This window comes from Pseudomonas sp. NPDC089996, assembly GCF_044748405.1.
GTDB lineage: Bacteria > Pseudomonadota > Gammaproteobacteria > Pseudomonadales > Pseudomonadaceae > Aquipseudomonas.
Window position 1 is genome coordinate 204758 of record NZ_JBIVGA010000002.1, and the last position, 24257, is coordinate 229014.

Annotated in this window: 20 protein-coding genes; 7 read left to right on the forward strand and 13 right to left on the reverse strand. The window is 60.5% G+C overall.

Annotated elements, in window-relative coordinates; all coding sequences use genetic code 11:
• Positions 1-16: 16 nt before the first annotated feature.
• From ACIPW4_RS03900 to ACIPW4_RS03910, 3 genes are read right to left on the reverse strand one after another with little or no spacing between them, the layout of a single operon-like run.
• Positions 17-946: a VOC family protein gene (locus ACIPW4_RS03900; RefSeq protein WP_400654963.1), complete on the reverse strand. Its 930-nt coding sequence runs from the start codon at positions 944-946 to the stop codon at positions 17-19.
• 44 nt (positions 947-990) lie between these two features.
• A complete protein-coding gene (locus tag ACIPW4_RS03905; protein WP_400654966.1) occupies positions 991-1500 on the reverse strand; it encodes a flavin reductase family protein in 510 nt (169 codons plus the stop codon).
• 40 nt (positions 1501-1540) lie between these two features.
• Positions 1541-2761: an acyl-CoA dehydrogenase family protein gene (locus tag ACIPW4_RS03910; RefSeq protein ID WP_400654967.1), complete on the reverse strand. Its 1221-nt coding sequence runs from the start codon at positions 2759-2761 to the stop codon at positions 1541-1543.
• Between the two features lie 192 nt (positions 2762-2953).
• Here ACIPW4_RS03910 and ACIPW4_RS03915 point away from each other — a divergent pair, with 192 nt between their 5' ends.
• Entirely contained in the window at positions 2954-4726 is a 1773-nt protein-coding gene (locus ACIPW4_RS03915) for an acyl-CoA dehydrogenase C-terminal domain-containing protein (RefSeq protein ID WP_400654970.1), read from the forward strand.
• Between the two features lie 218 nt (positions 4727-4944).
• On the opposite strand, the gene ACIPW4_RS03920 is transcribed toward ACIPW4_RS03915, so the two are convergent.
• Positions 4945-5217 carry a PepSY domain-containing protein gene (locus tag ACIPW4_RS03920; protein ID WP_400654972.1) on the reverse strand — a complete coding sequence of 91 codons (273 nt, stop codon included), beginning with the start codon at positions 5215-5217 and terminating at the stop codon, positions 4945-4947.
• 225 nt (positions 5218-5442) lie between these two features.
• Here ACIPW4_RS03920 and ACIPW4_RS03925 point away from each other — a divergent pair, with 225 nt between their 5' ends.
• The gene (locus ACIPW4_RS03925; RefSeq protein ID WP_400654974.1) at positions 5443-6135 is read left to right on the forward strand and encodes a DUF421 domain-containing protein; all 693 of its coding nucleotides are present in this window, start codon (positions 5443-5445) and stop codon (positions 6133-6135) included.
• A 36-nt stretch (positions 6136-6171) separates the two neighbouring features.
• Here ACIPW4_RS03925 and ACIPW4_RS03930 read toward each other — a convergent pair whose 3' ends face one another.
• Positions 6172-6696 carry a cupin domain-containing protein gene (locus ACIPW4_RS03930; RefSeq protein ID WP_400654977.1) on the reverse strand — a complete coding sequence of 175 codons (525 nt, stop codon included), beginning with the start codon at positions 6694-6696 and terminating at the stop codon, positions 6172-6174.
• 146 nt (positions 6697-6842) lie between these two features.
• Positions 6843-8393: a sensor histidine kinase gene (locus ACIPW4_RS03935; RefSeq protein ID WP_400654979.1), complete on the reverse strand. Its 1551-nt coding sequence runs from the start codon at positions 8391-8393 to the stop codon at positions 6843-6845.
• A 161-nt stretch (positions 8394-8554) separates the two neighbouring features.
• Between ACIPW4_RS03935 and ACIPW4_RS03940 the strand changes: the two genes are divergently transcribed.
• The gene (locus ACIPW4_RS03940; RefSeq protein WP_400654981.1) at positions 8555-8932 is read left to right on the forward strand and encodes a response regulator; all 378 of its coding nucleotides are present in this window, start codon (positions 8555-8557) and stop codon (positions 8930-8932) included.
• 18 nt (positions 8933-8950) lie between these two features.
• Here the strand turns inward: ACIPW4_RS03940 and ACIPW4_RS03945 are convergent, their stop codons facing one another.
• A complete protein-coding gene (locus ACIPW4_RS03945) occupies positions 8951-10315 on the reverse strand; it encodes a cation:proton antiporter (protein WP_400654984.1) in 1365 nt (454 codons plus the stop codon).
• Between the two features lie 321 nt (positions 10316-10636).
• Between ACIPW4_RS03945 and ACIPW4_RS03950 the strand changes: the two genes are divergently transcribed.
• The gene (locus ACIPW4_RS03950; RefSeq protein ID WP_400654987.1) at positions 10637-12424 is read left to right on the forward strand and encodes a thiamine pyrophosphate-requiring protein; all 1788 of its coding nucleotides are present in this window, start codon (positions 10637-10639) and stop codon (positions 12422-12424) included.
• Between the two features lie 173 nt (positions 12425-12597).
• On the opposite strand, the gene ACIPW4_RS03955 is transcribed toward ACIPW4_RS03950, so the two are convergent.
• The 4 genes from ACIPW4_RS03955 to ACIPW4_RS03970 all read right to left on the reverse strand — a co-directional run bounded on the left by ACIPW4_RS03955 (position 12598) and on the right by ACIPW4_RS03970 (position 16845).
• Positions 12598-13149, reverse strand: a complete 552-nt coding sequence (locus ACIPW4_RS03955) for a hypothetical protein (protein ID WP_400654989.1) — start codon at positions 13147-13149, stop codon at positions 12598-12600.
• 128 nt (positions 13150-13277) lie between these two features.
• Positions 13278-14087: an N-acyl homoserine lactonase family protein gene (locus ACIPW4_RS03960; RefSeq protein WP_400654991.1), complete on the reverse strand. Its 810-nt coding sequence runs from the start codon at positions 14085-14087 to the stop codon at positions 13278-13280.
• A 75-nt stretch (positions 14088-14162) separates the two neighbouring features.
• On the reverse strand, positions 14163-15311 hold the full coding sequence (locus ACIPW4_RS03965) for an iron-containing alcohol dehydrogenase (RefSeq protein ID WP_400654993.1): 1149 nt from the start codon (positions 15309-15311) through the stop codon (positions 14163-14165).
• 163 nt (positions 15312-15474) lie between these two features.
• Complete coding sequence (locus tag ACIPW4_RS03970) at positions 15475-16845, reverse strand: sigma-54 interaction domain-containing protein (protein ID WP_400654995.1); 1371 nt, start codon at positions 16843-16845, stop codon at positions 15475-15477.
• A 207-nt stretch (positions 16846-17052) separates the two neighbouring features.
• Between ACIPW4_RS03970 and ACIPW4_RS03975 the strand changes: the two genes are divergently transcribed.
• Both ACIPW4_RS03975 and ACIPW4_RS03980 read left to right on the forward strand, forming a co-directional pair.
• Positions 17053-18396, forward strand: coding sequence for an MATE family efflux transporter (locus ACIPW4_RS03975; protein ID WP_400654997.1), 1344 nt, complete (start codon positions 17053-17055; stop codon positions 18394-18396).
• Between the two features lie 53 nt (positions 18397-18449).
• Positions 18450-19091, forward strand: coding sequence for a TetR/AcrR family transcriptional regulator (locus ACIPW4_RS03980; protein WP_400654999.1), 642 nt, complete (start codon positions 18450-18452; stop codon positions 19089-19091).
• A 34-nt stretch (positions 19092-19125) separates the two neighbouring features.
• On the opposite strand, the gene ACIPW4_RS03985 is transcribed toward ACIPW4_RS03980, so the two are convergent.
• Positions 19126-21840: a glycoside hydrolase family 3 C-terminal domain-containing protein gene (locus ACIPW4_RS03985; RefSeq protein WP_400655001.1), complete on the reverse strand. Its 2715-nt coding sequence runs from the start codon at positions 21838-21840 to the stop codon at positions 19126-19128.
• Positions 21837-22079: a hypothetical protein gene (locus ACIPW4_RS03990; RefSeq protein ID WP_400655004.1), complete on the reverse strand. Its 243-nt coding sequence runs from the start codon at positions 22077-22079 to the stop codon at positions 21837-21839. Before ACIPW4_RS03990 ends, ACIPW4_RS03985 begins: the two co-directional genes overlap by 4 nt.
• A 489-nt stretch (positions 22080-22568) precedes the next feature.
• Between ACIPW4_RS03990 and ACIPW4_RS03995 the strand changes: the two genes are divergently transcribed.
• Positions 22569-24257, forward strand: coding sequence for a GspE/PulE family protein (locus tag ACIPW4_RS03995; RefSeq protein WP_400655006.1), 1689 nt, complete (start codon positions 22569-22571; stop codon positions 24255-24257).

The window sequence follows — 24257 nt, forward strand, 5'->3', positions numbered from 1 at the left end:
GGGAGAAGGTGCGTGATCAACCGAGAAAGTCCGGCGACAAGGGTGGCGCCCACTGCGCCAGGGCATCGGGGCTGAGCGGTTCATGGCCCACCGCCGTGCTGTCGTTGACCAGGTCGCCATCGGTCCAGTGCTCGACCTTGTTGCCGAACGGGTCGAGCCAATAGTCGAAGACCTGGCTACCCTGCACGTGCCGACCGATGCCCCAGGAATGGCGGCGGCCCTGCTGTTGGAGAAAATGGCTGCCACTGGCCAGGTCGTCCCAGTCCAGCACCTCGAATGCACAGTGATCGAAGCCGGCTTGCTCCGCCCCCAGATTGAGCAGGGCCACGGTGTGGTGGTCGGTGTAGGTTTCGCCCAGGCCGCAGTGCATGAATGCCGCCACGGTGTTGTCCTGGTGGCCAGCGAAGTAGCTGTCGGAAACCCGCAGCCCCAGCACGTCGTGGTAGAACGCGAACATGGCCGGATAATCGACGGTCTTGAGCACCACATGGCCCAGGCGCATCACCCGCGAAGGTTGCAGCGCGACCCGGTTGGTGGTGCCCCGACGCTGACGCCGCTCGGCCGTGTTGAGGGTCAGGGCCGGCCTTACCGGCTCGGCCTCGACACAATCGCCGTCATACAGCAGGTCGACGCGGAGCCCGTCCGGGTCGTGCAGGGTGACCACCCAGCCCGCACCCAGCTCATCGTTGGCCAGCACCTGGATGCCAAACCGTGCAGCAATGGCCTGCAGGGCCTGCAGGCTGTCGAGCCGGAAGCCGGCACCCAGGGCTTTGGCGGGGCCCTGCTCGGCGAGGTAGACAGGGTAACCGCCTTGATAGGCGGCCATCTGCAAGGTGGTGGCTGTGCGGGCGTGGTGGCGCAAGCCGAAGTCGCGCAGGAAGTCGGCCTGAACATCCAGGTCCGGCACCTGATAACGCACGTAAGCGATATCGCGTACAGCAATCATGCTGCACTCCTCTTGTGATTATTGTGGGGCGTTAGCGCTGGGAACTAGCCGCGGTCGAACCAGCAGGTGGACGGGTCCAGTGCATGCAACTGCTTGTAGGCGCCCGAGAAGAACAGCAACGGGCGCCCGTCCGACTCCTCGATGGCCTCGACATCGGCGGTGTAGATCAGATGATCGCCACCCGGGTGCACCGCGTTGGCACGCACCGCCAGTTGCACCAGCGCACCGCCCAATACCGGCGACTGACCCAGCTGGCGAAAGTCGGCGCTCAGGGTTGGCTGCGGGCGACCACCGAAGTGACTGCTCAGCGCTTCATCCTCCTCACGCAGGAAGTTGATGCCAAAGGCATCGCCCGGCCTGACGCTGGCGGCGAAGCGCGCCGGGTTGCGCACCGCGATCAGGACCATGGGCGGGTCCACCGACAGTGACATGAAGGCATTGGCGGTCATGCCGCTGGGTTGCCCGTCATGGTTGAAGGTCACCACCGTCACACCGGTGGCGAATTTGCCCATCACGCGGCGAAAGGCTCGCGCGTCCAGCTGTTTGCTCTGCATGCTCGGCACTCCTCGAACGAACGCGTTGCGGCTAGGCCGCTCAGATGAAAGGTGTACCCGGCGTGTTGCCGCAGAGGATCCGGCCGTAGGTTTCAAAGTTGGTGTTGGGGCTGACGATGCCGTGCAGCGAGGCGATGCGTGCGTCCTGCCAGATGCGCGTCATGGGGTTGCCGACCGACGCCAGCGAGCCCCCGGAAGCGGACGCCAGAAGGTCGACGGCTTCCCAGATCAGTTTCTCGGCATAACCCACGTCGCGGCGCACCTTGGCCCGCTCCTCGAAAGCCATGTAGGTTCCAGAGGCGGCGCTGGCATCGATGGCGTCGGCATGGCGCTCCAGGATCACCCGTGCGGCGTCGATCTTGGCCGATGCCTCGCCAACCTGCAGATGGGTAACCGGAGCCTCGGCCTGCTTCGCGTACCAGGAGTACTGAATGCCACGCCGTGGCAGCGATTCAAGGAAGGTTTCCAGTGCCGCCACCCCAAGGCCCAGGGCCGGGAACGCCAGGATGATCGCCAGCATCGGCATGCAGGCACTCTGATAGAGCGATTCCTCGGCCAGGTGGCTGGCCAGGTAGCGGCCCTCGATGGCCTCGGTCACCGAGGCGATGCGCGATTGCGGCACGAACACCTGGCTCGCCGTCACGGTGCAGCTGCCGCTGCCACTGATGCCAATGACGTTCCAGTCATCGAGAACTTGCAGTTGCTCGACCGGGATCAGCGCCACACCTTGGTCCACCACCTTGCCGGCTTCGTCCACCAGCGGGATCCCAAGCATGTCCCAGGTCGCGTGCCTGACGCCGGAATTGAAGCCCCACATGCCCTCCTCGATCAGGTAGCCGCCTTCGACCTTGCGCACAACGGCCTTGCGCGGCGAAAGCACACCGGTCACCCGCGCCGGCTTGGCGCCAGCGAACACCTCCTTGGCAGCGTCCTCGCCGAAGAAGGCCGCAGCACACCAGGTAGTAACGTTGGTCAGGGCTGCAACCCAGGCGACGGAAGCATCTGCGCGCCCCAGTTCGGCGACCACGTTGAGGAACGTGCGCACCGACACCTGGCTGCCACCGTAACGACGGGGCGTGGTCATGCTCAGCAAGCCACCGGCTTCAAGGTCGGCAAGGGTCTCGGCCGGCAAGTGGCCGAGCCGCGCGGTGTCCTTGCTGCGGGCCTTGAGGGCCGGCAGCAGGGCGCGGGCGTGATCGAGCAGCGCAGCGGCAGTTGCGGTGCCGGACAAGGTTGGTTCGGAGGAAAGAACTGCGGTCATAGCATCACCTTTTTCATGTTGTTGTTATCAGCCCCGGAACCTGGCGGTGTCACCCGACGGGAGCGTTATTGATATATTCATCATTTTTGATAGAGTCATCAATAGTTGTTTTTAGAACACCTTTTCCGGCACGCCTCACCGTGCACACTCAAAAGGTTCTAACGGGCCTGACCCACAACAAGAGGAATCGCAATGCCTGCCTACCAAGCCCCACTGCGTGATATGCGCTTTGTGCTGAACGAATTGTTCGATGCGCCCAGGCTCTGGGCTGAACTGCCCGAACTCGCCCAGCACATTGATGGCGAAACAGCCGATGCCATCCTGGAACAAGCCGCCAGCATCAGCGCGGACCTGCTCGCCCCGCTCAACCGCAGCGGCGATGAAGAGGGGGCTGCCTGGGTGGATGGCCAGGTACGCACCCCGGCTGGCTTTCGTGACGCCTACGTGACCTACAGCCAGGGCGGCTGGGTCGGCTTGAGCGGCAATCCGCAGCATGGCGGGCTGGGGGCACCGAAGATGCTGTCGGTGCTGGTGGAGGAAATGCTGTACGCCGCAAACAGCAGCTTTGCCCTGTATTCGGTACTCAGTTCCGGCGCGTGCCTGGCCATCGATGCGCACGCCGCAGAAGCGCTCAAGGCCCGCTACCTGCCCGCCATGTACGAGGGCCGCTGGGCCGGTTCGATGTGCTTGACCGAAGCCCAAGCCGGCACTGACCTGGGGTTGTTGCGCACCCGCGCCCAGCCTGCCGGGGACGGCACCTACCGCATAACCGGCAGCAAGATCTTCATCACCGGTGGCGAGCAGGACCTGACCGAAAACATCATCCACCTGGTACTGGCCCGCCTGCCCGACGCAGCGCCAGGGGCCAAAGGCATCTCGCTGTTCCTGGTGCCGAAAGTGCTGGTGAATGCAGACGGCTCGCTCGGCGCGCGCAATGCGCTGAGCTGCGGCTCAATCGAGCACAAGATGGGCATTAAGGCCTCGGCAACCTGCGTGATGAACTTCGACGGCGCCAGCGGCTGGCTGGTCGGCGAACCGCACCGGGGCCTGGCGGCGATGTTCACGATGATGAACTACGAACGCCTGTCCATTGGCATCCAAGGGCTGGGTTGTGCCGAAGCATCCCTGCAGAATGCCCGCGCCTATGCGCGGGAGCGCTTGCAGGGTCGCGCCCCGCACGCCGCCACGCATATCGGCAATACGGCAGAGCCGATCATCGTCCACGGTGACGTGCGGCGCATGCTGCTAGGCATGAAAGCCATGACCGAGGGCGGTCGCGCGTTCGCCGTGTACGTGGCTCGGCAACTAGACCTGGCCAGGTATTCACCGGCCCCCGAACAACGCTCCCGCGCCGCGGCTCGGGTCGCGCTGTTCACGCCGGTGGCCAAGGCATTTTTCACTGATACCGGCCTGGAAAGCTGCATCCAGGGCCAGCAAGTGTTCGGCGGTCACGGTTACATTCGCGAATGGGGCCAGGAGCAGCTGGTTCGGGATGTGCGCATCGCCCAGATCTACGAAGGCACGAATGGCGTCCAGGCGCTGGACCTGCTGGGCAGAAAAGTACTTGGGGATGATTGCCAGACACTGGATAGTCATGTGCAGGAAATACTCGATTACGCAGAAAGCGAAGGTTGCCTGTACGGGCCCGCGTTACGCTCTGCCGCGCAGCGCCTGCTCGACCTGACGCACTGGCTGCGCCGGGAGGCTGTAGAGCGGCCCGAAATGGTCAGCAGTAGCTGCGTGGAATACCTGCATCTGTTCGGCTATGTCACCTACGCCTGGCTCTGGGCGCAAATGGCAGAGATGGCTCAGCACAGTCTTGAGAACGATGAACCGTTCTACGCCAGCAAGCTCGCCACGGCGCAGTTCTTCTATGCCCGGTTGTTGCCGCGTGTCGAAAGTCTGGACGCCTGCATCCGTAACGGCAGTGAGTCGTTGTACTCATTGCAGGGTGCGCACATCTGAAATGCTGTTCACTTAAGTCGATGTCACGCTGCTTGGGGCTGCTTCGCAGCCCATCGCAGGCAAGCCAGCTCCTACAGGTACAGCGCAGATTTCAAGATGTGCGCGGTCCTGTAGGAGCTGGCTTGCCTGCGATGGGCCGCAGAGCGGCCCCAATTGCTTAAGTGAACAGCATTACGCGCCCAATGCGCGGGCAGTTCAGAGAGCAACACCCGCCCTGATCAGTGATCCACTTCGTCTTTGATGATCTTCCCGTCGTGTGGATCTACTTGAAACTCATACTGCTTGCCGTCAGCTTTCATGCCCTCACCCTCCCAATGACCATCATCGGCCTCGATCTTTGTGATCTGGGTGTAGCCGGCACCTTTCAAGGTGGCTTCGGCCTGATCCTTGGTCACCTTCCAATCAGCGCCAGGCTGATCAGCCCACGCTGAAGTGCTTGCCAGTGCGCCGATCATGGCAAGGCCAGTGAACAATCGAGTCATCGCTTTCATCGCCAGCATCCTTTTTCGTGACAGGTAACGTTCCGACCCACATGCTGACCTCGCCGTTCAGTTTGTGTGGTGGCCGAGACTGACGCCGGAAGCTCGACAGGGTGACCAGCTCTGACAAAGCTTGTGCCCGCAAGGCAGCATGCACGCTGATACCACCCCAGGAACCAAGATCAAGCGTTGCCAGTCAATCTGTAACAGGAGATTGCGACATCTGAGAGAAAGCGAATGGTTTCATTTGATCTGCACAGGATGCTCATTGGCGAGTTCCCGCTGACCTTTCTCTTGGAGGTCGCCCTGCGCGTTTCAGCGGCTTTCATCGCCGTATTCTTCTTTCTGAAGTTCAGTGGTCGACGTGGCATCAGGCAGCTGTCCCGATTCGAACTCGTGGTGATCCTGACTTTGGGCTCAGCCGCAGGCGATGTCACCTTTTACGAAGATGTGCCTCTGCTCCCGGTCGCATTGGTGTTCCTGACGCTTCTGCTGCTCTATCGCGCAACCGTCTACATGATGAGGCGCAGCAGAACATGCGAGGCCTGGATTGACGGGTTACCCATCACGGTAGTGAAGGACGGGATGTACGAGATCCACTCGTTGCGAAATTTGAACATCTCATCCAACGAGCTCTTCATGGAACTGCGACAACAAGGTGTGGAGCATCTGGGCCAGGTTCGACTCGGCCTGCTGGAAACCGATGGCGATCTCAGTCTGTATTTCTACGGGCCTGACGACACCCGCCCAGGGCTGTCAGTGCTGCCAGTTGAACATCGCCCGGAATACCTGGCCCCCCCGAACGCTGGCCTGCACTGTTGTGTCAGTTGCGGCTTCCCGACCTTCCATGAAGCTCAAGACTCGGTCGTGTGTGAACGCTGCGGGCATAACGTCTGGTCACCTGCACTGGACACCTTATGCAACCGCTAGGCCACCTCCACTTACGAGCACATGGTGTGTTGCTGATCACTGCCAGAGTTTCATCAGGGCACCATGAGCTCCGCTTACCGGGTCCTGCTCAGGGTGGGGCACGCGGGCAATACGCGCCAGCGTCTGCTGGTGAGCGCCGATTTCCGGTCGCTGGATGTCGTAATCTTCCTGCCCTTGGGGATAGGCGCCCACGACCAGAAAGTCGTCGCTGGATGCGATGCAACGATGCCCCGTCCCTGCAGGCAAAACCAGAACATCACCCGCCTTGACCGTCAGCGTCTGGCCCGCTGCGCCGCCCAGCATGATCCGAGCATGGCCGCGGGCAACGCCAAGCACCTCGTGCGCATTGGGGTGAAAATGGTGGTAATCGAAAATCCCGGCACGCCACAGCGGGGTCCACTGGTGAGCGGCGAACAAGGTCTCGAACGCTTTGGCATTGTCATGCGCAGGCGCAAGTTGCAGCCGGTAGAGCAACACGGGGAAACGGCTATTGGGCGTCGCGCCGTCGTCCTCGAACCGTAAGGCCTGGACGGGCTGGGTGCTGCTGTCGATGGCAAACATGAGTGCTTCCTGATCAGCCTGGTGATGTCCTTGAGAAGCCATACCGATCCCTAGGTTCCTGCGGGCTGACCCTTTTCTCTGCCCATCGGCCCCCTCTTCAGGAGGCCATACTTCGCCGGGGGAGGCGTTATCACGCCTTGGCATCTCTAAAGCTTGAATCGCACATGAATACAGCTTTTGCCCGCCGCGCGTTCGACGCTCACCGCTGAGCTCCCGTAGCCCGAATAGCTTTTAACCAAGCGCATGCCGAGCCCTGTGCCGGTGGGTTTCGGATAGCTATCCGGAAAACCTGGTCCCTCGTCCATCACCGTCAGGCGAGCATGGTCCCCCGCATGCTTGACCAAGACCTCAACGGTGCCCTTGCCATATTTCAATGCGTTGGTGATGAGTTCGGAGAGCACCAGGCCCAATGGTGCCATGCGCTCTGGCGGCAGCAAAAAGTCGTCAGATTCCAGCACAATTTCTCGATCCGCCAGTGCTTTGCCGAGATCCCCCAGCAAGGCATTCAGATAGCCCGCCGCCATGACCCCGTCATCTTCTGTCGAGTGATAAAGGCGCTCATGCACGCTGGCGATGGTTACGACTCGGCCCGCTGCCGTCTCCAACTGCTGTTTGACTGCAGTATCCGGAGAGAGATTCGCCTGCAGGAGCAGTAAGGTATTCACCAGATGCAGGCTGTTTTTCACGCGATGGTGAATCTCCTCCAGGTAAAGGTCACTGGCATTCTGCCGAGAATTTTGAGCTTCGATCAGCGACAACAATTGAGCTTCGTACTGATGACGCTCGGTAATATCCCGGGACACCGCGATCAGCCTCTCCAACTGGCCGTCTGCGCCAAGGATCGGTGCTACCGTCACATCCCACCACTTGGGTTCGTTGGGAGCGGTAGGAAAAAAGGCTTCGAACCTTGCGGTCTCGCCCGCAGCGACCTTGATCAGCGCATCGAGCACCAGCGGTTTGGACTCCTCAGGCCAAAACTCAGACCAAGCCTGACCCTTGATGTCGGGCAGAGCAGCCAAATGCATCAACTCCAGACCTTTTTCATTCATGAATTCGATCTCGCCACCAGGCGACAGAATCTTCACGCAGTCTGGGCTGGCGTTCAGAAAACTCTCCGAATACGGATCAGGATGAGGTGCCTCAACGCCTGCAGCTATACGTTCAACGGCCATGGAAATGACGTTGGAAATCCCCTCGAGAAAGACCAGGTCGCTTTCAACGAAGTCATCCCCACTACTGCTGTCCGCTTCAAGCACACCAAACGGCCCCAGCGGGCCTCGTATGGGAACGTTGATGGCCCGTTCGATCCCATACTTCTTCAGCAAATCAGGCGTACGAAAGCGCTCCTCCAACCCCAGGTGATTTGACAGGACGGGGCGGTAGGTAGAGAGCGCATACCCAGCCGGGCTGCCTAGATCGCCGCCCACGGTGGCGTGCCCAATGTCTGACTGCTGCCAACCCACCCCATGTGTGAGGAGATAGGCGTCACTGTCCGCAAGCGGCTGAAGGATTTTGGAGAAACGCGTTTTCATGCCCTCTGCCACGACAGTGCACGCCTGCGTGAGCAGAGCATTGAGGTCATCGACCTTCAGGGACATGACGCCAAACTCGACCACCAGCTCGTGCTGCCGGTGCAGCCTGGCATGGGATTTCTTCATGGCAGCCCGGATGGTTTCATCCGGCGGTAGCTGTTGCATAACCACTCCGTCCAGAGGCCGTGTTGCCGCTACGTAGCGGCGTTTCGCTCGCCCTGAAACCATAGACACTTTCAAGCGCCAGCACATCCATGCCACTCATCGCCCGACCGCAACCAAGCCACAGGGTTACAGCCCAATGCGTATGAGACGCGAGATGCCCTATGTCCAGCCATATCCTGGTAGTTGAAGATGACGAATTACTCAGAGCGCTGACCGCCGAAAGCCTCTCGTCACTTTACGCCCTTGCAATTACACCTTGCGCAAATGCTGACGAGGCGTTGGTGCTGCTGACGGGGGGGCTGGACACCGCACTGGTCTTCACCGACATCCACATGCCTGGCGAACTGGACGGATTGGAGTTGGCTCGGGAGATCTGGCGCAAATGGCCCTCGGTACCGGTCATCCTCACGTCGGGCGATGCGATCGTTCCAATCGAGTCTTTGCCCGGCAATGCTGCATTTTTGCCCAAGCCGTGGAATTTCGACCAGCTGATTGAGCAGATTGAACGCCTTGTCAGTTTGACCACTCGTCGGACCTAGCCGCTCGTAACCCCGTCCTCATGACGGCATCGTTCTCGACGATGGTGCTGAGCGGTGGGCTGCTTCGTAGCGCGCCAGTATCGGTTGCGCCGTCAGGCCATGTATCACGATGCTGAGCGCCACCACCGATAGCACCAGGTTGATGACGTGAGGCGCCACATTGGCCGCCAGGCCGTGGTTCAAGGCAAAAAACAGATAGTAAAAACTGCCGATTCCACGAATTCCGAACCACCCCAGCAGGCCGCGCTGGCAGAAAGTGGCCAGCCGCTTGCCGGGTATGCACATCACCGCCAGCGGACGGATAACCATGAACAGTGCACCGCCGACCAGCAACGCTCGCATGTCCCAATGATCCACCAGCACAACGCCGAGCAGCGTTACCAGAAACACCTCCAGTGCACGTTCTATCAAGCTGCCGAAGGCCAGCATATCGCCGAGCATAATACCTGCAGCTACCTGCGTATCTTCAAGGCGGTCGACATCGCCTTTGACTGCATGCTCGGGCGTCACATGCTGATGCCCTACTACAGGTTGCACCAGATGCTCTGCTGGCTCGCTTGCGTTCATGGTGGTATGCACCTCCGCTTGACGCAGCCCCAGTCCTGCCGCAAACACCGCCAGGAATCCATAGCCCTGAATCATCTCGGCCACCACGTATGCCAGGGCGATCAAGGCCAAGGCCAGGTAGTCATTGGGTGAGACGGTGCTGTCCTCGTTTTGAATTCGCAGGTACAAAGTCAAATGACCCAGCCCGCGTCCCATCCAGTACCCGCTCAGCAAGCCTGCGCTTATCGCCCAGAGCATGTCCTTGATCAGCCATCCACTGATCCACTCGGTGGGCGCTGCGTCCTGCATCAGCAGCAGCCCCAGGATGACGAATGGAAAAGCGACGCCATCGTTCAGCCCGGCTTCGCCTGAAAGACTAAACCGCACCGGGTCGTAATCCTGAGCATTCACCACCTGCACCAGCGTGGCCAGCACGGGGTCGGTCGGTGCCAGGATGGCGCCAATCAATACTGCAACGCCCCAATCCAGATCGAAGCCATAGTGCAGCAACAGGGTGACGCCGCCGATGCAGATCAGCATGACCGGGCCGGCCAGGAAGTATGCTGTCCACCACCTGCGGCTGAGCAGGGATTGCCGAAGCTTGAGCCCACTGAAGAACAGGGAAAACAGCACCGCGACCTCGGTGAGATGCTCCAGCCAGCCACTGGATCGGGTAATGTCCAGTTGCAGGAACCCGAGCCCTGCTGAGCCCAGCGTCAGTCCAAGTCCCAGGCACACGACCGAGGTGGTGACGGGCATCCACCGCAAGTAGGACGATGACAGCGCGAGCAGCAGCAAAACCGCCCCCAGCATGGCGAACCAGACGATGAAGGTCATCTGTGTAGCTGCCTTGAATCAGTCGAGAGTGAACGTTCGACTTCACGTGCCGGATGGGTGTTCCGTTGCGCTTGGGTGCAACGCCGTACCGCTCTAATGTAAAAAAGAGAATAGACACCCGCTGCGGTCTGCTTTTTGGGGCTGATCGTCATCGTCTTCCTGCCCTGGGGATAGGCCCCCATGACCAAAAAGTCGTCGTTGGGCGCCAGGCAACGCCATGCCTGCGCCGAGGTTTCTGCTGACTGACTCGCTACAGCTCGTTGAAACTTTCCCCTTCGCAGCCCAGTCCAGACCCTATCGATGACAGACAGGGAAAAGACGATGACTACGACAGTGGGCGACTTTCTGGTCGAGCGATTGCACCAATGGGGCGTGCGCCGCATCTTTGGCTATCCGGGCGACGGCATCAATGGAGTGTTCGGCGCATTGAGCCGAGCCCACGGCAAGATCGAATTCATTCAGGCCCGTCATGAAGAGATGGCCGCGTTCATGGCCAGCGCTCACGCCAAGTTCACCGGCGAGCTCGGCGTGTGCATCGCCACCTCCGGCCCCGGCGCCTCGCACCTGCTGACCGGCCTCTACGATGCGCGAATGGATCACCAACCGGTACTGGCCATCGTCGGCCAGCAGGCGCGCGCCGCACTTGGCGGGCATTACCAGCAGGAGCTGGACCTGCTGTCGATGTTCAAGGATGTGGCCGGCGCGTTCGTCCAGCAGGCCTCCACGGCCTCTCAAGTGCGCCATTTGCTCGACCGCGCCGTGCGCACGGCGGTCGGCGAACGCCGGGTCACTGCGATCATTCTGCCCAATGATCTGCAGGACATGCCCTATGAGCAACCTGAAAGGGCCCATGGCACTGTGCATTCCGGTGTCGGATACCGAAAACCGAAAGTGGTACCGTACGAGGCCGACCTGCAACACGCCGCCGATGTGCTGAACGCTGGGCGCAAGGTCGCGATCTTGGTCGGTGCCGGCGCCCTGCAGGCGGGCGAGCACGTTGCCGCAGTGGCTGAAGCGCTGGGCGCCGGGGTCGCCAAGGCACTGCTGGGCAAAGCCGTGCTGCCCGACGATCTACCCTGGGTCACCGGCTCGATCGGCCTGCTCGGGACCGAACCGAGCTACCAATTGATGAGCGAGTGCGACACCTTGCTGATGATTGGCTCCGGCTTCCCCTATTCCGAGTTTCTGCCCAAGGAAGGCCAGGCCCGCGGCGTACAGATCGACCTGCAGCCGGACATGCTGAGCCTGCGCTACCCAATGGAAGTCAACCTCGTCGGCGATGCCGGCCAAACCCTGCGGGCATTGTTGCCATTGCTCGAGCACAAGACCGACCGGAAGTGGCGCAAGAAGATCGAAGGTTGGCGCGCGCAGTGGGACAAGACCTTGCAGAAACGCGCCTTGGTCAAGGCCGACCCCATTAACCCCCAGCGCGTGGTCCGTGAGCTCTCCCCTCGCCTGCCAGATGCCGCCATCATTACCAGTGACTCCGGCTCCTGCGCCAACTGGTTTGCCCGTGACCTGATGGTCCGTCAGGGCATGCACTGCTCGCTATCCGGCGGCCTGGCCTGCATGGGCGCCGCAGTGCCATATGCGATTGCCGCCAAGTTCGCCCACCCACAACGCACGGTCGTTGCCTTGGTCGGCGACGGCGCCATGCAGATGAACAACCTGGCAGAGCTGATTACCGTGGCCAAATACTGGCAGCAGTGGGAGAACCCCAAGTGGATCTGCGCGGTATTCAACAACGAAGACCTTAACCAGGTGACCTGGGAACAACGGGTGATGGAGGGTGACCCCAAGTTTGAAGCATCACAGTCGATTCCCGATGTGCCCTACCACCTGTTCGCGATCTCTATTGGACTGCATGGCATTTTCGTCGACCGTGAAGACCAGGTCGCCAGCGCCTGGGAGCAGGCCTTGGCCGCCGATCGGCCAGTGCTGATCGAGTTCAAGACCGACCCCGATGTCCCGCCGCTGCCGCCGCACATCAAACTGGAGCAGGCGAAAAAATTTGCCAGCAGCTTGCTGAAAGGCGATCCCGATCAAGCGGGGGTAATCGTGCAAACGGCCAAGCAGGTGCTGAGTGCGGTATTGCCCGGCAAGAAGTAAGACGCCACGGTCGCGCGTCAGGTGTACGCGCGGGTTGCGCGGCGCTATCGAGTACCGCACTTCAGAGAAATTTGCCCAGCCAATGTCTGCCAGACAGAAACGCGGCGGGATTAAAAGCTGGAGTAGCAAGCTCCAGTTTTTAATCCCGGTGACATCAGGCCGTCATGTATGAATCAATAAGCCGATTTCCCATGCAGAGAGCCAGCCATACTGGACCTGAATTGAGCACCCCAATGGCCATCTACATTCGTAATAATGTAGAAGGAGTCAAAGGTGTGGCCCGGGATAGGTTGCCCGGCTTTGTCCAGACGTGTAAACGAAAGGGCCACGTGATACTTGTTTGCATTCCCGCTACCGTCACTGCCGGACTGGACGACATAACGGTAATTCCACCGTGTATTTTCCCAGCCGATGGCCTTTGACAGCTGCTGCAAGTCCTGATCTTTTGCATACGCTTCAGGCGTTTGCCAAACGGTCACTTGGTTACCGGACATGCGCACGTGCGGGTAGTTCAATGTCTTGGCCCACGCCAGTTCATCTTTGGCATTGAACGTGGTCAAGAAGTTGTCCAAAGCCTTGCAGGGAACATCAAATGCCTGGCTATAATTTCCTTTCGCATCTTTTGCGCAGCTGTCGGGCAAATCCGTTTGTGCAGGTGCTGCAAAAACCTGGGAGGTTGCAATGCCGGCAGCCAAAAGCAAGGAGATTTTCAATACAGGTTTCATACGCCAGTCCTTATTATAGTTACGATTAAAAGCGGGTGTAATCCTGCAACATAACAGGGTTTTCTTAACTGTGCCCGAACGTTCAGGCACTTCAAATGTGAGGCATCATTCAGGATGACTCACACATCTCACTGCAGGCCGGCCAGGCTCTCTGGCCTCACTCTGCGAACTGAACCATCCGTCAGCAACTTCGACTGCTCGGGATCATGCCCATACAGTACAAATGCTCCTTTGGATTTTAGCTGCTTGAACAACTTGAAGTTCTCAAGCATGCCCTGGGCATCATTCACTACCATGGCATCGGGAAGCGTCATCTTTTCAAGGGAAGCCTTCAGATAACAAGCATCCGCAGTAATTACAACATCTTTTCCATCGACTTTTACTTTCAGTGACTGATGCCCGGGCGTGTGTCCAAAACTCGGAATCAGTACAACCGAACCATCACCGAACAGATCATGCTCACCCTCAATTTCAAGGCGATCGTGGCCTAAATCAAAATGGCGAGGCGAATACACTTCATTGCTGATATTCTCCTCATTATTCGCTGCCTCCCACTCCCGCTTTTGAATAACCAGCCGTGCGTTAGGGATGCAAGCATTGCCACCACAATGATCGAAATGCAGATGTGAATTAATGATGAAATTGATTTTCAACGGGTCGACACCGAACGCTTCCAGGCGCTTGGCCACATCCTCACCCGGCACAAAATTGACGGTCGTCAAATCAGCAAAGACTCCGAGTGATTTTTTCACCACTTCTGGATCTTTCGATTGCAAAGGCAACTCGAGCCCCGTATCAAACAACACCGTGCCTTTTGGATGCTCGATCAAATAGCACGGCACCGGAATTGCCAGGTCGCCCGTCTCACCCGCCATAAAGAAACCATAAGGCATCGTAATCCAGCCACAGGTCATTGCATATAATTTGACTTCTTCCACAGCAGTAGCCCTCTCAGTCATCACGGTTAGCCTTTTCTCTTCAAGGCCTTGTTATATTTTCAGTATACCCAGTCGTTACCAGGCAGCCCGGTAGATCGCCTCGACCTCGGCAGAGGTGAGCTTGCGGGGGTTATTGCGCATCAACCGGTCAATCTTGCTGGCCTCCTCGGCCATCGGTGCCAAAGCATCCTCCGGAACGTTGAAAGCGCGAAGACCGGCAGGAATGTCTACCGCTGCACACAGTTCAACCATCGCATCGACGCTGGCGTCTGCAGCTTGGCTATCGCTCAGGCCGGCGATGTTCACGCCCATTGCCTGAGCGACGTCGCGAAGACGTTCCACACAGGCCAGCTTGTTCCAGCGCATTACATGAGGCAGAAGCAAAGCGTTGCTGACGCCGTGTGCGATGTTGAAACGCCCGCCCAGTGGATAGGCCAGCGCATGCACTGCCCCCACGCCTGCGTTTCCAAAAGCCATGCCGCCCATCAGACTGGCCGTAGCCATGTCTTCCCGGGCAACAAGATCATCGGGGTTGGCATACGCCTTCGGCAAAGCGCGTGCTATCACCTTGATGGCTCCCAGCGCAATAGCATCGGTGATCGGCGAGCGATTGATCGAAAGGTACGCTTCGATCGCATGCACAAGCGCATCGACACCGCTGGCAGCGGTGACGCTGCGAGGGCAAGTACGCGTCATGATCGGACTCACCAGAGCAACATCAGGCAACAGGTAATTGCTCACAATGCCTTTCTTGAGCTGCGCTTCTTTATCGGAGAAGATCGCCACGTTAGTGACCTCCGAGCCAGTGCCTGCTGTAGTAGGAATTGCGATCAGCGGAGGGCCTTTGCGCCTTACTTGATCTACGCCGAACAGCTCGGCCAGGGGGCCATCGTGCCCCGCGAAGGCTGCGACACCTTTCGCGATGTCGATAGCACTTCCACCGCCCAGGCCGATGAGCCCATCATGACCACCCTCGCGAAAGGCACGGGTACAGTCTTCAACCAAACTGATTTCAGGCTCTGGTTGAACGTGGTCGTAGAGACCATAACGGCGGCCACCCAAGTGGGCCAAAGCGAGGTCGACAGTGCCCGATTTGACCAAGATCGCATCCGTCACGATCAATGGATTCTCAATCTTCAACCGGGTCAACTCAGCGCCCAGCTGTTCAACCGCGCTGGCCCCGGTCAACAGCTTATTGGCGATTTGAAAGGCAGAAACACTCATCGGCTCATCCTCGTTTTCTTATTTGAGATGAACCAGGAGATAACAAAACCTGTGCCAAATTAGCGGAAGGCCCGGATTTGCTGGGTTGTGCCTGGATCTGATCAGCCCCAGACACTGCCAGCGATCACGATTTCAATCGGAAAAACGACTGCCGATCAGAAACCTAATCAGACCGCTCCCAGCGTTTCATTTTCTGGACGATGGTTGCCTGGCTTACCCCCAGCGCTTTGGCTGCCAAGCGCGTGGTCTTGTGCACGCGCATGGCTGAAAGGATTGCGCTGCGCTCTGCGTTTTCCAGAACCTTGCGCAGCGGCAGGCGATTTTGATTCAAGCGATCGTCGTGAAGGTTAAGGATTTCCTCCGGAAGATCCAGCGCTTCGATCGTGTCACTTTCGCAGATAACCACCAGACGCTCGACCAGGTTGATCAATTCGCGAATATTTCCAGGCCATGCATACTCACAAAGCAAGTCCAGGGTCTCCAGGCCCCAGCTCATGTTGCGCTCATAGCGCTCGTTGAACTGCCTCAGGTAATGCTCCAGAAGTGTCGAGATCTCTCCAGCGCGCTCGCGAAGCGCGGGAATGCGGATGGGCACCACGTTAAGTCGATAGTACAGGTCTGCACGGAACAACCCCTGCTCTACTCGCTGGCGCAAATCATGGTGAGTGGCGCTTATGATTCGGATATCCACTTCGCGCAACTCAAGCCCCCCCACGGGTATGAAGCGCTTCTCCTCGATCACCTTCAGAAGCTTGACCTGAAGCGACAACGGAAGATCGCCGATTTCGTCCAGGAACAGCGTTCCGTGATTGGCCATCTCCAGCAGCCCTCGCTTGCCTTTGGCAGCCGCACCCGTAAACGCGCCTGGCGCGTAGCCGAACAACTCCGCCTCGATGAGGTTTTCTGGCATTGCGCCGCAGTTGAGCGGTATGAATGGCTCTTTGGCCCGAGCGCTGGCATTGTGGATGTACTGAGCGACGACGCTTTTGCCGACACCGGTTTCCCCTAATAGCAGCACCTTCACGTCACTGCCTGCCACACGTCGCGCCTGTGCAAAAAGCGGGTCTGTTTGCGCCTGGTCAAAGACCTGCGACGACTGCGTCAGTTGTTCATACTTGCCAGCATGCAACTGCGCAGTGCTCTGACGCAGCTTCTTGAGACCAGCCAGCTCATCCCTTTCATGCTTCATGCGCAGAAGCTCGGTCATGTCACGTACGGCGCTGACGACGTAGCTGATGCGGCGATCCAGGAAAATGGGTGTTGCACTCACCAGCAGCTTCTTGCCGTTCCCGAGGCTTTGCATCACGGAAACCGGAGCGCCTTGCTGGAGTACGCGCAAGGATGCGGATTGCGAAACGACACCGTCGCGTACCAGGTCGTGCATGCTGCGCCCGATAAGCTGCTCGCTCTGCAGTCCGGTCAGACGCTCGTAGGCGCTGTTTACCTTGACGGTAATCCCTGCCCCGTCCGTGATGTAAACGCCGTCGTGCAGTGCGTTCAGGATCGTATCGAAGGTTTGATCAGTGAAGTTCACAGCAACACTCTGAGCTAGCGAAAGCGTAAGTGTAAGACGTCCGCCAGCGCAGTGGCCCAAATCTTTCGGGGAGAGCGGCACGCGTGAAGCCGCAGTGAGGGGCTGCCCGGCCCGGCCGAACCGAGCTGTACGACCCGAAAGGTTTCGAAAGCAACGCCATAAAAGCGTACATTCTCATACCCGTGACCCGCCCGCTGTCGACCCTGCATGATAACCCCGACCCACGCCTTCACCCGCGGCGCCATCGACCACCATGTGCGGGTGATGGCATCGACCAGTGCCCTCTCCCTGCTCGCCGTTTTCCTCACGGACATCCTGACGCTGACTTACATCGCCATGCTGCACGACGAGGCACTGGTAGCCGCCGTGGGCATCGCCAAGACCCTGGCATTCTTCAACGCCAGCCTGGTGGCCGGCATCATCGTCGCGGCAGGCACCATGATTTCGCGCCGCGTCGGCCAAGGTGCATGTGCCTCGGTACCGGCACTGGTCACGCACATGCTGTTACTCGCCACCCTGGCCTCGGCCGGGGTGGCTTTCATCCAGTGGCTGTACCTTGATTTCTTTGCCGGCCTGCTCGGAGCCAATGCCCCCACATCCACCATCGCCCGCCAGTTCATCGGCCTGGCCTTGCTCTCCTCACCACTGATGACCATTGGCCAGGCCGCAGCCCAGGCCCTGCGCGCCTGCGGATACAGCGGACGGGCGCTGGCCGTGGTGCTGGCCGCAGCCCTGTGCCTGGCCGTGGTCGACCCGCTGCTGATTTTCGTGCTCGACCTCAGGTTGTGGGGCGCAGGGCTGTCCTGCCTGATTGCCGGCGCCATCGGTACCCTGTTCGGCCTCCACCAGTTGCACCGGCATGTGGGCCTGAGCGGCAAGCTCCGCTGGCGCCTGCTGCGCCTGTACGGCGGCAGGATCAACCGCGTCGCCCTGCCCTTCACCCTGGCCAGCCTGGCCATGCCGTTGATGCTCACCTACAGCATGGTGCAACTGGCCACGTTCGGGGTGTCGGTGATGGCAGGCATGGCACTGATGGACCGCGTGCTGCAGATCGTCTACTGCCTGTATTTCGCGCTGCCGGGCGCGCTGATACCGATCCTGGCACAGAATCTCGGCGCCGGCGCTGGCCTGCGTGTACAGGCAACACTGCGCAGTGCCTGCAAGCTGGTGATCGGCCATGGTCTGGCGGTGTGGGCGTTATTGCTGATTGCAGCGCCGTGGCTGGGGCAACTGTTCGGGCTGTCCGGGCCTGGGCGACAGCTGGTCGAACAGCTGTGCCGCTTCGGCCCTGGGTTGTGGCTGCTGATCGGCCTGGACTTCATCGCCCTTTCGCTGTTCATCAGCCGTGGCCGGGTCTGGTGGGTGCCCGCCTTTGCCTGGCTGCGCGCGACGTTGGGCAGTGTGCCTTTCATCTGGGCAGGTGCGCAGCTTTACGGAGCCAGCGGTGTGATGCTCGGGCTATGGTGTGGCAACGCGCTGATCGCCGTGATGTCGATCGCCACTGCCGTGGCCATCAACCGCCGTGGCACGTATTGGGCGCATGAACACTAGATGTTTGCCATAATCAGCGGCCCGCACACTTCAACACAGTTACCAGTGGGTTTATGTCAGAACAGGATCACACCGAGTCGGCCGATGCGCCGGCTACCAAGCGCCGCCGCGCGCCCAAGGGCGAGATGCGCCGCGCAGCGCTGCTGGATGCGGCAACCCTGGTGTTCGCCAAGGATGGCTATGCTGCGGCCTCCATGCGCGATGTCGCCGAACTGGCCGGCATTACCACGGTCGGCCTGCTGCACCACTTCCCGAACAAGGTCTCGCTGTTGCGCGCGCTGATCGATCGCCGTGATCAGCGAGTCACCGAACGGTTCGCCGAGCTTGAACTGGCGCCGACGCTGGACAGCTTTCTGGCGTTCGTGCGCACTAGCATGGTGTTCAGCGTGCAGAGCCTGCCAGAGTGCCAGGCAGCGATGATGATCAATGTCGAGAGCCTGTCGGAACAGCACCCGGCCTGGCCCTGGTACATGGAAAAATTCGAGCTCACCCATGCCCACGCACAAGCGCATCTGACCACGCTTGTGGAGCATGGCCAGGTGCGTGCCGATGTCGACGTGAAGGCACTGGCCACGGAGATCTTCGCCGTCATGGACGGTTTGCAGATCCAGTGGTTGCGCGCCCCGGCACAGATCGACGCCGGTGCGACGTTTGACGCCTACCTGCAGCGCCTGGCCGACGCCATCCGTGCCTGAACGGCCGGCCCATCCCTGAACCGGCGCGCCTGCATCAGTAGGCCTGCGAAGCGCTGACCTGTACCGCGGCACGCAGCGGTGCGGGCAGCGGGTTGCTGTCGCGGGTGGTCAGGTGCTGCGGGATCAGGGTCAGCAAGGTGCGTTGCAGGGTCAGGTGCTCGGAATCCGGGCCGACCCAAACCTTGAACTTGCCGGCATCGACATCCCAGCTGTCGCTGTTTTGCACGAAATACGCCAACGAGCGCGAGTCGATCGGCAGGCTTACGGTCTTGCTCTCACCGGGCTGCAGATAGACTTTGGTGAAACCCTTGAGCTCCTTTTTCGGGCGGTCAACCTGCGGATCGATCGGCTGGATGTACAACTGGGCGACCTCGAAGCCGGCCTTGGCCCCGGTGTTGGTCAAGGTGAACCTGGCATCGATGGTGTTGCCCGGTGTCATCACGTTGCTCGACAGCTTCAGGTCCGAGTAGTCGAAGGTGGTGTACGACAAGCCGAAGCCAAACGGGTACAGCGGTTTGGCGTGGCGCTTGTCGTAGCCTCGATAGCCCAGGTACAGGCCCTCGCTGTAGTCGATCTCGGTCAGCGGATTGTCGCCGCGGTAGGCGGCCGGGTCTGGATAGGAGGCATAGCTCGGGTTGTCTTCGATCTGCTTGTCGATGGTCACCGGCAGCTTGCCCGACGGGTTGACGTTGCCGTACAGGATCTCGGCCAGCGCCTGACCACCCTGCTGGCCCGGGAACCAGGCATGCAGCGTGGCACCCACCTTGTTGGCCCAGGGCTGCATGTTGGCGACGCCACCGCCGTGCATGACCACGATGGTGTTCGGGTTTGCCCGGGTGACGAACTTGATCAGGTCGGCCTGCTGGTCCGGCAGGTCGTAGCCGTGGTCGGAACCTTCGCCTTCATTCTCGTAGGTGGTGCCAGCGGCAACCACGACAGCATCGTATTGCGCCAGGTCCTGTGGCGGGCGCAGCGACGCCCAGCTCATCTGCACGCCAGCCAGGCCGCCCAGTGCCGGGGTGAAGTTGCCTTGCACGCGGCGGTATTCGAGCTTGACGGTGTACGACTTGCCGGCCACCAGGGCGGCGCTCTGGCCAGAGGTGACCAAGGCGTTTACCACGTCGGAGGAGTACGGCACGCCGTCGCTTTCCACCACCAGCTTGTCATTGACCCACAGCTTGTACGGGCCATCGGCGCGCACCTTGAACACATGCTTGCCGGAGAGGGTCGGTTTGATGGTCGCGGTGAAGCGCGCGGAAAATGCGCCGGCAGTCGGGCTGAAACCGCTCACGGCAGTGCTGCCGTTGTTGGTCTCGTTGGTACCGGTGGTCCAGTTCAGGTTCACCCCGGGCTCCACGCGGGTCAGCACCGGCGAACCGCTCAGGCTGGCATTGTCGAAATACTCGGCCTTGACCCCGGCATTGCTGACCTTGCCCTTGCCGCTGGCCGGCTGGTACCACACCGACGCTTTCGGGTTCAGGCTCAACGCCGGCAGATACGTGACGTTGCTGCTGCTCGAAGCCAGCTGCTGCAGGCCGCTGAGTTCGGTCACGTAGCTGTTGGGTGGCGAGTTGGCCGTGCCGAACGGTGAAGCCGGTGCCTGGGCCGCCCAGTCACCGATGACCGCTACCTTGGCTGTTCGCGCCAAGGGCAGCAGAGGCTTGCCGGCGGCGGTGTCGGCGTTGCGCAGCAGCACGATGGACTCGCGCGCCAGGTTCAGCGCGGCGCGCTGCCCGTACTCGGTATGTTCAAGCGCCTGCGCGCTGTTCATGTGCTCCTGCAGGTCGTAGCTGACGATGCCCCGCAAGTTGCGCTTGACCTTGTCGTCGATCACGTTCTGGGTCAGCTGGCCGCTCCACAGGTAAGGCAGCAGGTTGGCTTCGGTGAACTGCAGGCCCGACGGCATATCGATGTCGGTGCCGGCCCAGGCCCCTTTGAACGGGTCGTGAATGGCGTTGAAGTCGCTGATCACCATGCCCTGGTAACCCCACTCCCCCTTGAGCACCTCGGTGATCAGGTGGTGGTTTTCACAGGCGTAGTCGCCATTGACCTTGTTGAAGCCGCACATGATCGAGGCGACGTTGGCGTTCTTCACCATCGACTCGAAGCCCGGCAGATACAGTTCGCGCAGCGTGCGCTCGTCGGCCACGACATTGACCGCCTGGCGGTTGGCCTCCTGCTCGTTGGCCACGTAGTGCTTGCCGCTGGCCTGGATGCCTTGGGCCTGGATGCCGTTGACCACGGCCGGTGCCAGCACGGCGCCAAGGAACGGGTCTTCACCGCTGAGGTATTCGGCGGAGCGGCCGTTGTAGGGCGTGCGGTACAGGTTGACCCCTGGCGAGAGCATCTGCTGGCCGCCGGATATACGCGTTTCGTAGGCAATGGCCAGGCCGAACTCCTTGGCCCGGTTGATGCTCCAGCTCGCCGCCAGTGCCGACTGCGACGGGTACTGGGCGCCGAAGGTGGCGTTGTTGACGTGCACGCCCATCGACGAGTCGTAGGCAACGGTGCCCTGGATGCCCCACTTCAGCAGCGGCGGGATCATGTGGCCGTCATTGACCCGGGTGAAGTTGATCTTCTCGGCGGTGCTCATGTTGTCGAGGATCGAGCTGACCCGCGCCTCGACCTCATTGCCGGTGGCCGGTGCCACGGCCAGGGCGCTCGATGCCTGGACCACGCCCAGCGCCAACAGGCTCAAGCCGAGAGTATGTTTCAGCGCGTTGACGCTGCGGTTGCTGGTACGGCTCATGGCTGGCTGACCTGTGTCGGGGTATCGCGGGTATCGACGGGGGCGTCGAGCATGGCATCCGGAGCAGTGCCCGCCTGGCTGACCTGGTCGACACCGGTGATGCGTTCGCGCTGGGCATCGAGGTGTTCGCGGGCGCTCTGGGGAGTCGCCTGTTGATTGGCAGTCATCGTATCGGCAAAGGCAATGACCGGCGGGGCCAGCAGCGCCGAACAGGCGAGCGACAGCAATAGTCTATTCATCGAATAGTTCTCGAGTGAAAGGTTTGAATTGAATGACATGGCCCGGGCCCAGGCATGCAGCCGGCCTAAGTCTGGAGATTGCGAGAAAAAGTTCAAGTCACGGCAGAGCGTCAGCACCACGGCATGCCGAATGGCCATGAAAAAGAGGGTTAAATCAGCAAAAATAACAGCTCGCAGCAAACACCAATCCAACAACTCAACTACTTTACTTATCATTGATTGCCAGGAACGATCATGAATCGGCAGTTATCGTCTTTTTTAAGACATTTAGGGCAATAAAACATAACTCACTAAACCTAGTTGCAGCTAGGTTTAATGATCTGGTAAGCTTCCGTCGCCACTAGAAAAGTCTTCGCTTAATATCGGAACTTTATCGCGATACGCACTCTATTGCGCCATGAAAGACAACGACGTATTCTCCGGCCACCTTTAAATCAGCAACAAATAAAATGCCGCTATATAGCCAGCATATTGCATAAAGCCATCACTATGAACTTGGAACTCCCTACCGCCGACTCTATATGTGAGTGGCTGCTAAGTGCAGGCGCACTGCAACCGGCTGATATACAGCGCGCGATTCGGCTGGGCATTGCTCAGGGCATTTCCGAGGATGAAAAACTGCACACGCTGCTGCGTCTCGGCGCCGTCAAGGACGGGCAGATGGCTGCCGCCTATGCCCACTTGCTGGGCGCCGCACGCCTGGCTGACGAGGCCGTGGAAGGTACGCCAGGCGCCACCGAACGGTTCGCCCGCCACCATGGCGTCGTCACCCTGAGCGAGACCGCCAGCCACCTGCGCGTGGCGGCAGCCGTTCCGGTTTCTGCCTATGCCTTGTCGGCGCTGGCGTATCACGCCGACAAGGCCGTCGAGCCGGTCATCGCCACTGCCGAACAGGTGGCCGGGTTGATCGAGCAGGCCTATGGTGCCGGCCGTTCGGCCATGGGCGCACTGGTCGAGACGCTGGACGACGACAGCGTCAGCGAAGGCGACATCGAACACCTCAAGGACATGGCGTCCGAAGCGCCGGTGGTGCGCATGGTCAACCTGATGCTGCAGCATGCCGTCGACCAGCGCGCCTCGGACATACACGTCGAACCCTTCGAAAGCCAGCTGAAGGTGCGCTACCGGGTCGATGGCATGCTGCTGGAGGGCGAAGCGCCGCCCAATGGCTACGCGGCGGCGATCATCTCGCGCCTGAAGATCATGGCCCGCCTGGACATCGCCGAGCGCCGCCTGCCCCAGGATGGCCGGATCATGCTGCGCATGCAGGGCAGAGAGCTGGACCTGCGGGTGTCTACCGTGCCCACCAGCTTCGGCGAGTCGGTGGTGATGCGCCTGCTCGACCGGCAAACCGTCAGCTTCGACTTCGCCCGCCTCGGCATCAGCGGCCCGACCTTGCGCAGCGTCGAACAGCTGCTGGCGCGCCCGCACGGGATCTTCCTGGTCACTGGCCCGACCGGTTCGGGCAAGACCACCACGCTGTATACCGCACTGTCCGGCCTGAACAGCGCCGAACGCAAGATCATCACCGTCGAAGACCCGGTCGAGTACCAGCTCACCGGGATCAACCAGATCCAGGTCAAACCCTCCATCGGCCTGGGCTTCGCCACCGCCCTGCGCTCCATCGTGCGCCAGGACCCGGATGTGATCATGATCGGTGAGATGCGCGACCTGGAAACCTGCAGCATCGCCATCCAGTCGTCGCTGACCGGCCACCTGGTGTTGTCGTCGCTGCACACCAACAGCGCAGCGGCCAGTATCACCCGCCTGCTCGACATGGGCGTCGAAGGCTACCTGCTGGCCTCGACCCTGCAAGGCATCCTCGCCCAGCGCCTTGTGCGACGCCTCGACCCGCTTACCCGCATCGCCTTCGAAGCCCCGCCGGAACTCGTCGAGCGCCATCAGTTGCAGCGCTACACCGAGCAGCGGCCGATCCTGCTGTACCGCCCCGACGAGCAAAGCCCGGGTGGCGGCTACCATGGCCGCAGCGCAATCACCGAACTGCTGGTGATGGACGACGACCTGCGCGGCCTGCTGATGCGCCAGAGCGATGCCGCCAGCCTGGAGGCTGCGGCGCGGCAAAAAGGCCTGGTCACGCTTTACGAAGAAGGGCTGCGCCAGGCCCTGCTGGGTGTTACCTCGCTGGAAGAAGTGTTGCGCGTGACGGGTGGCGACTGA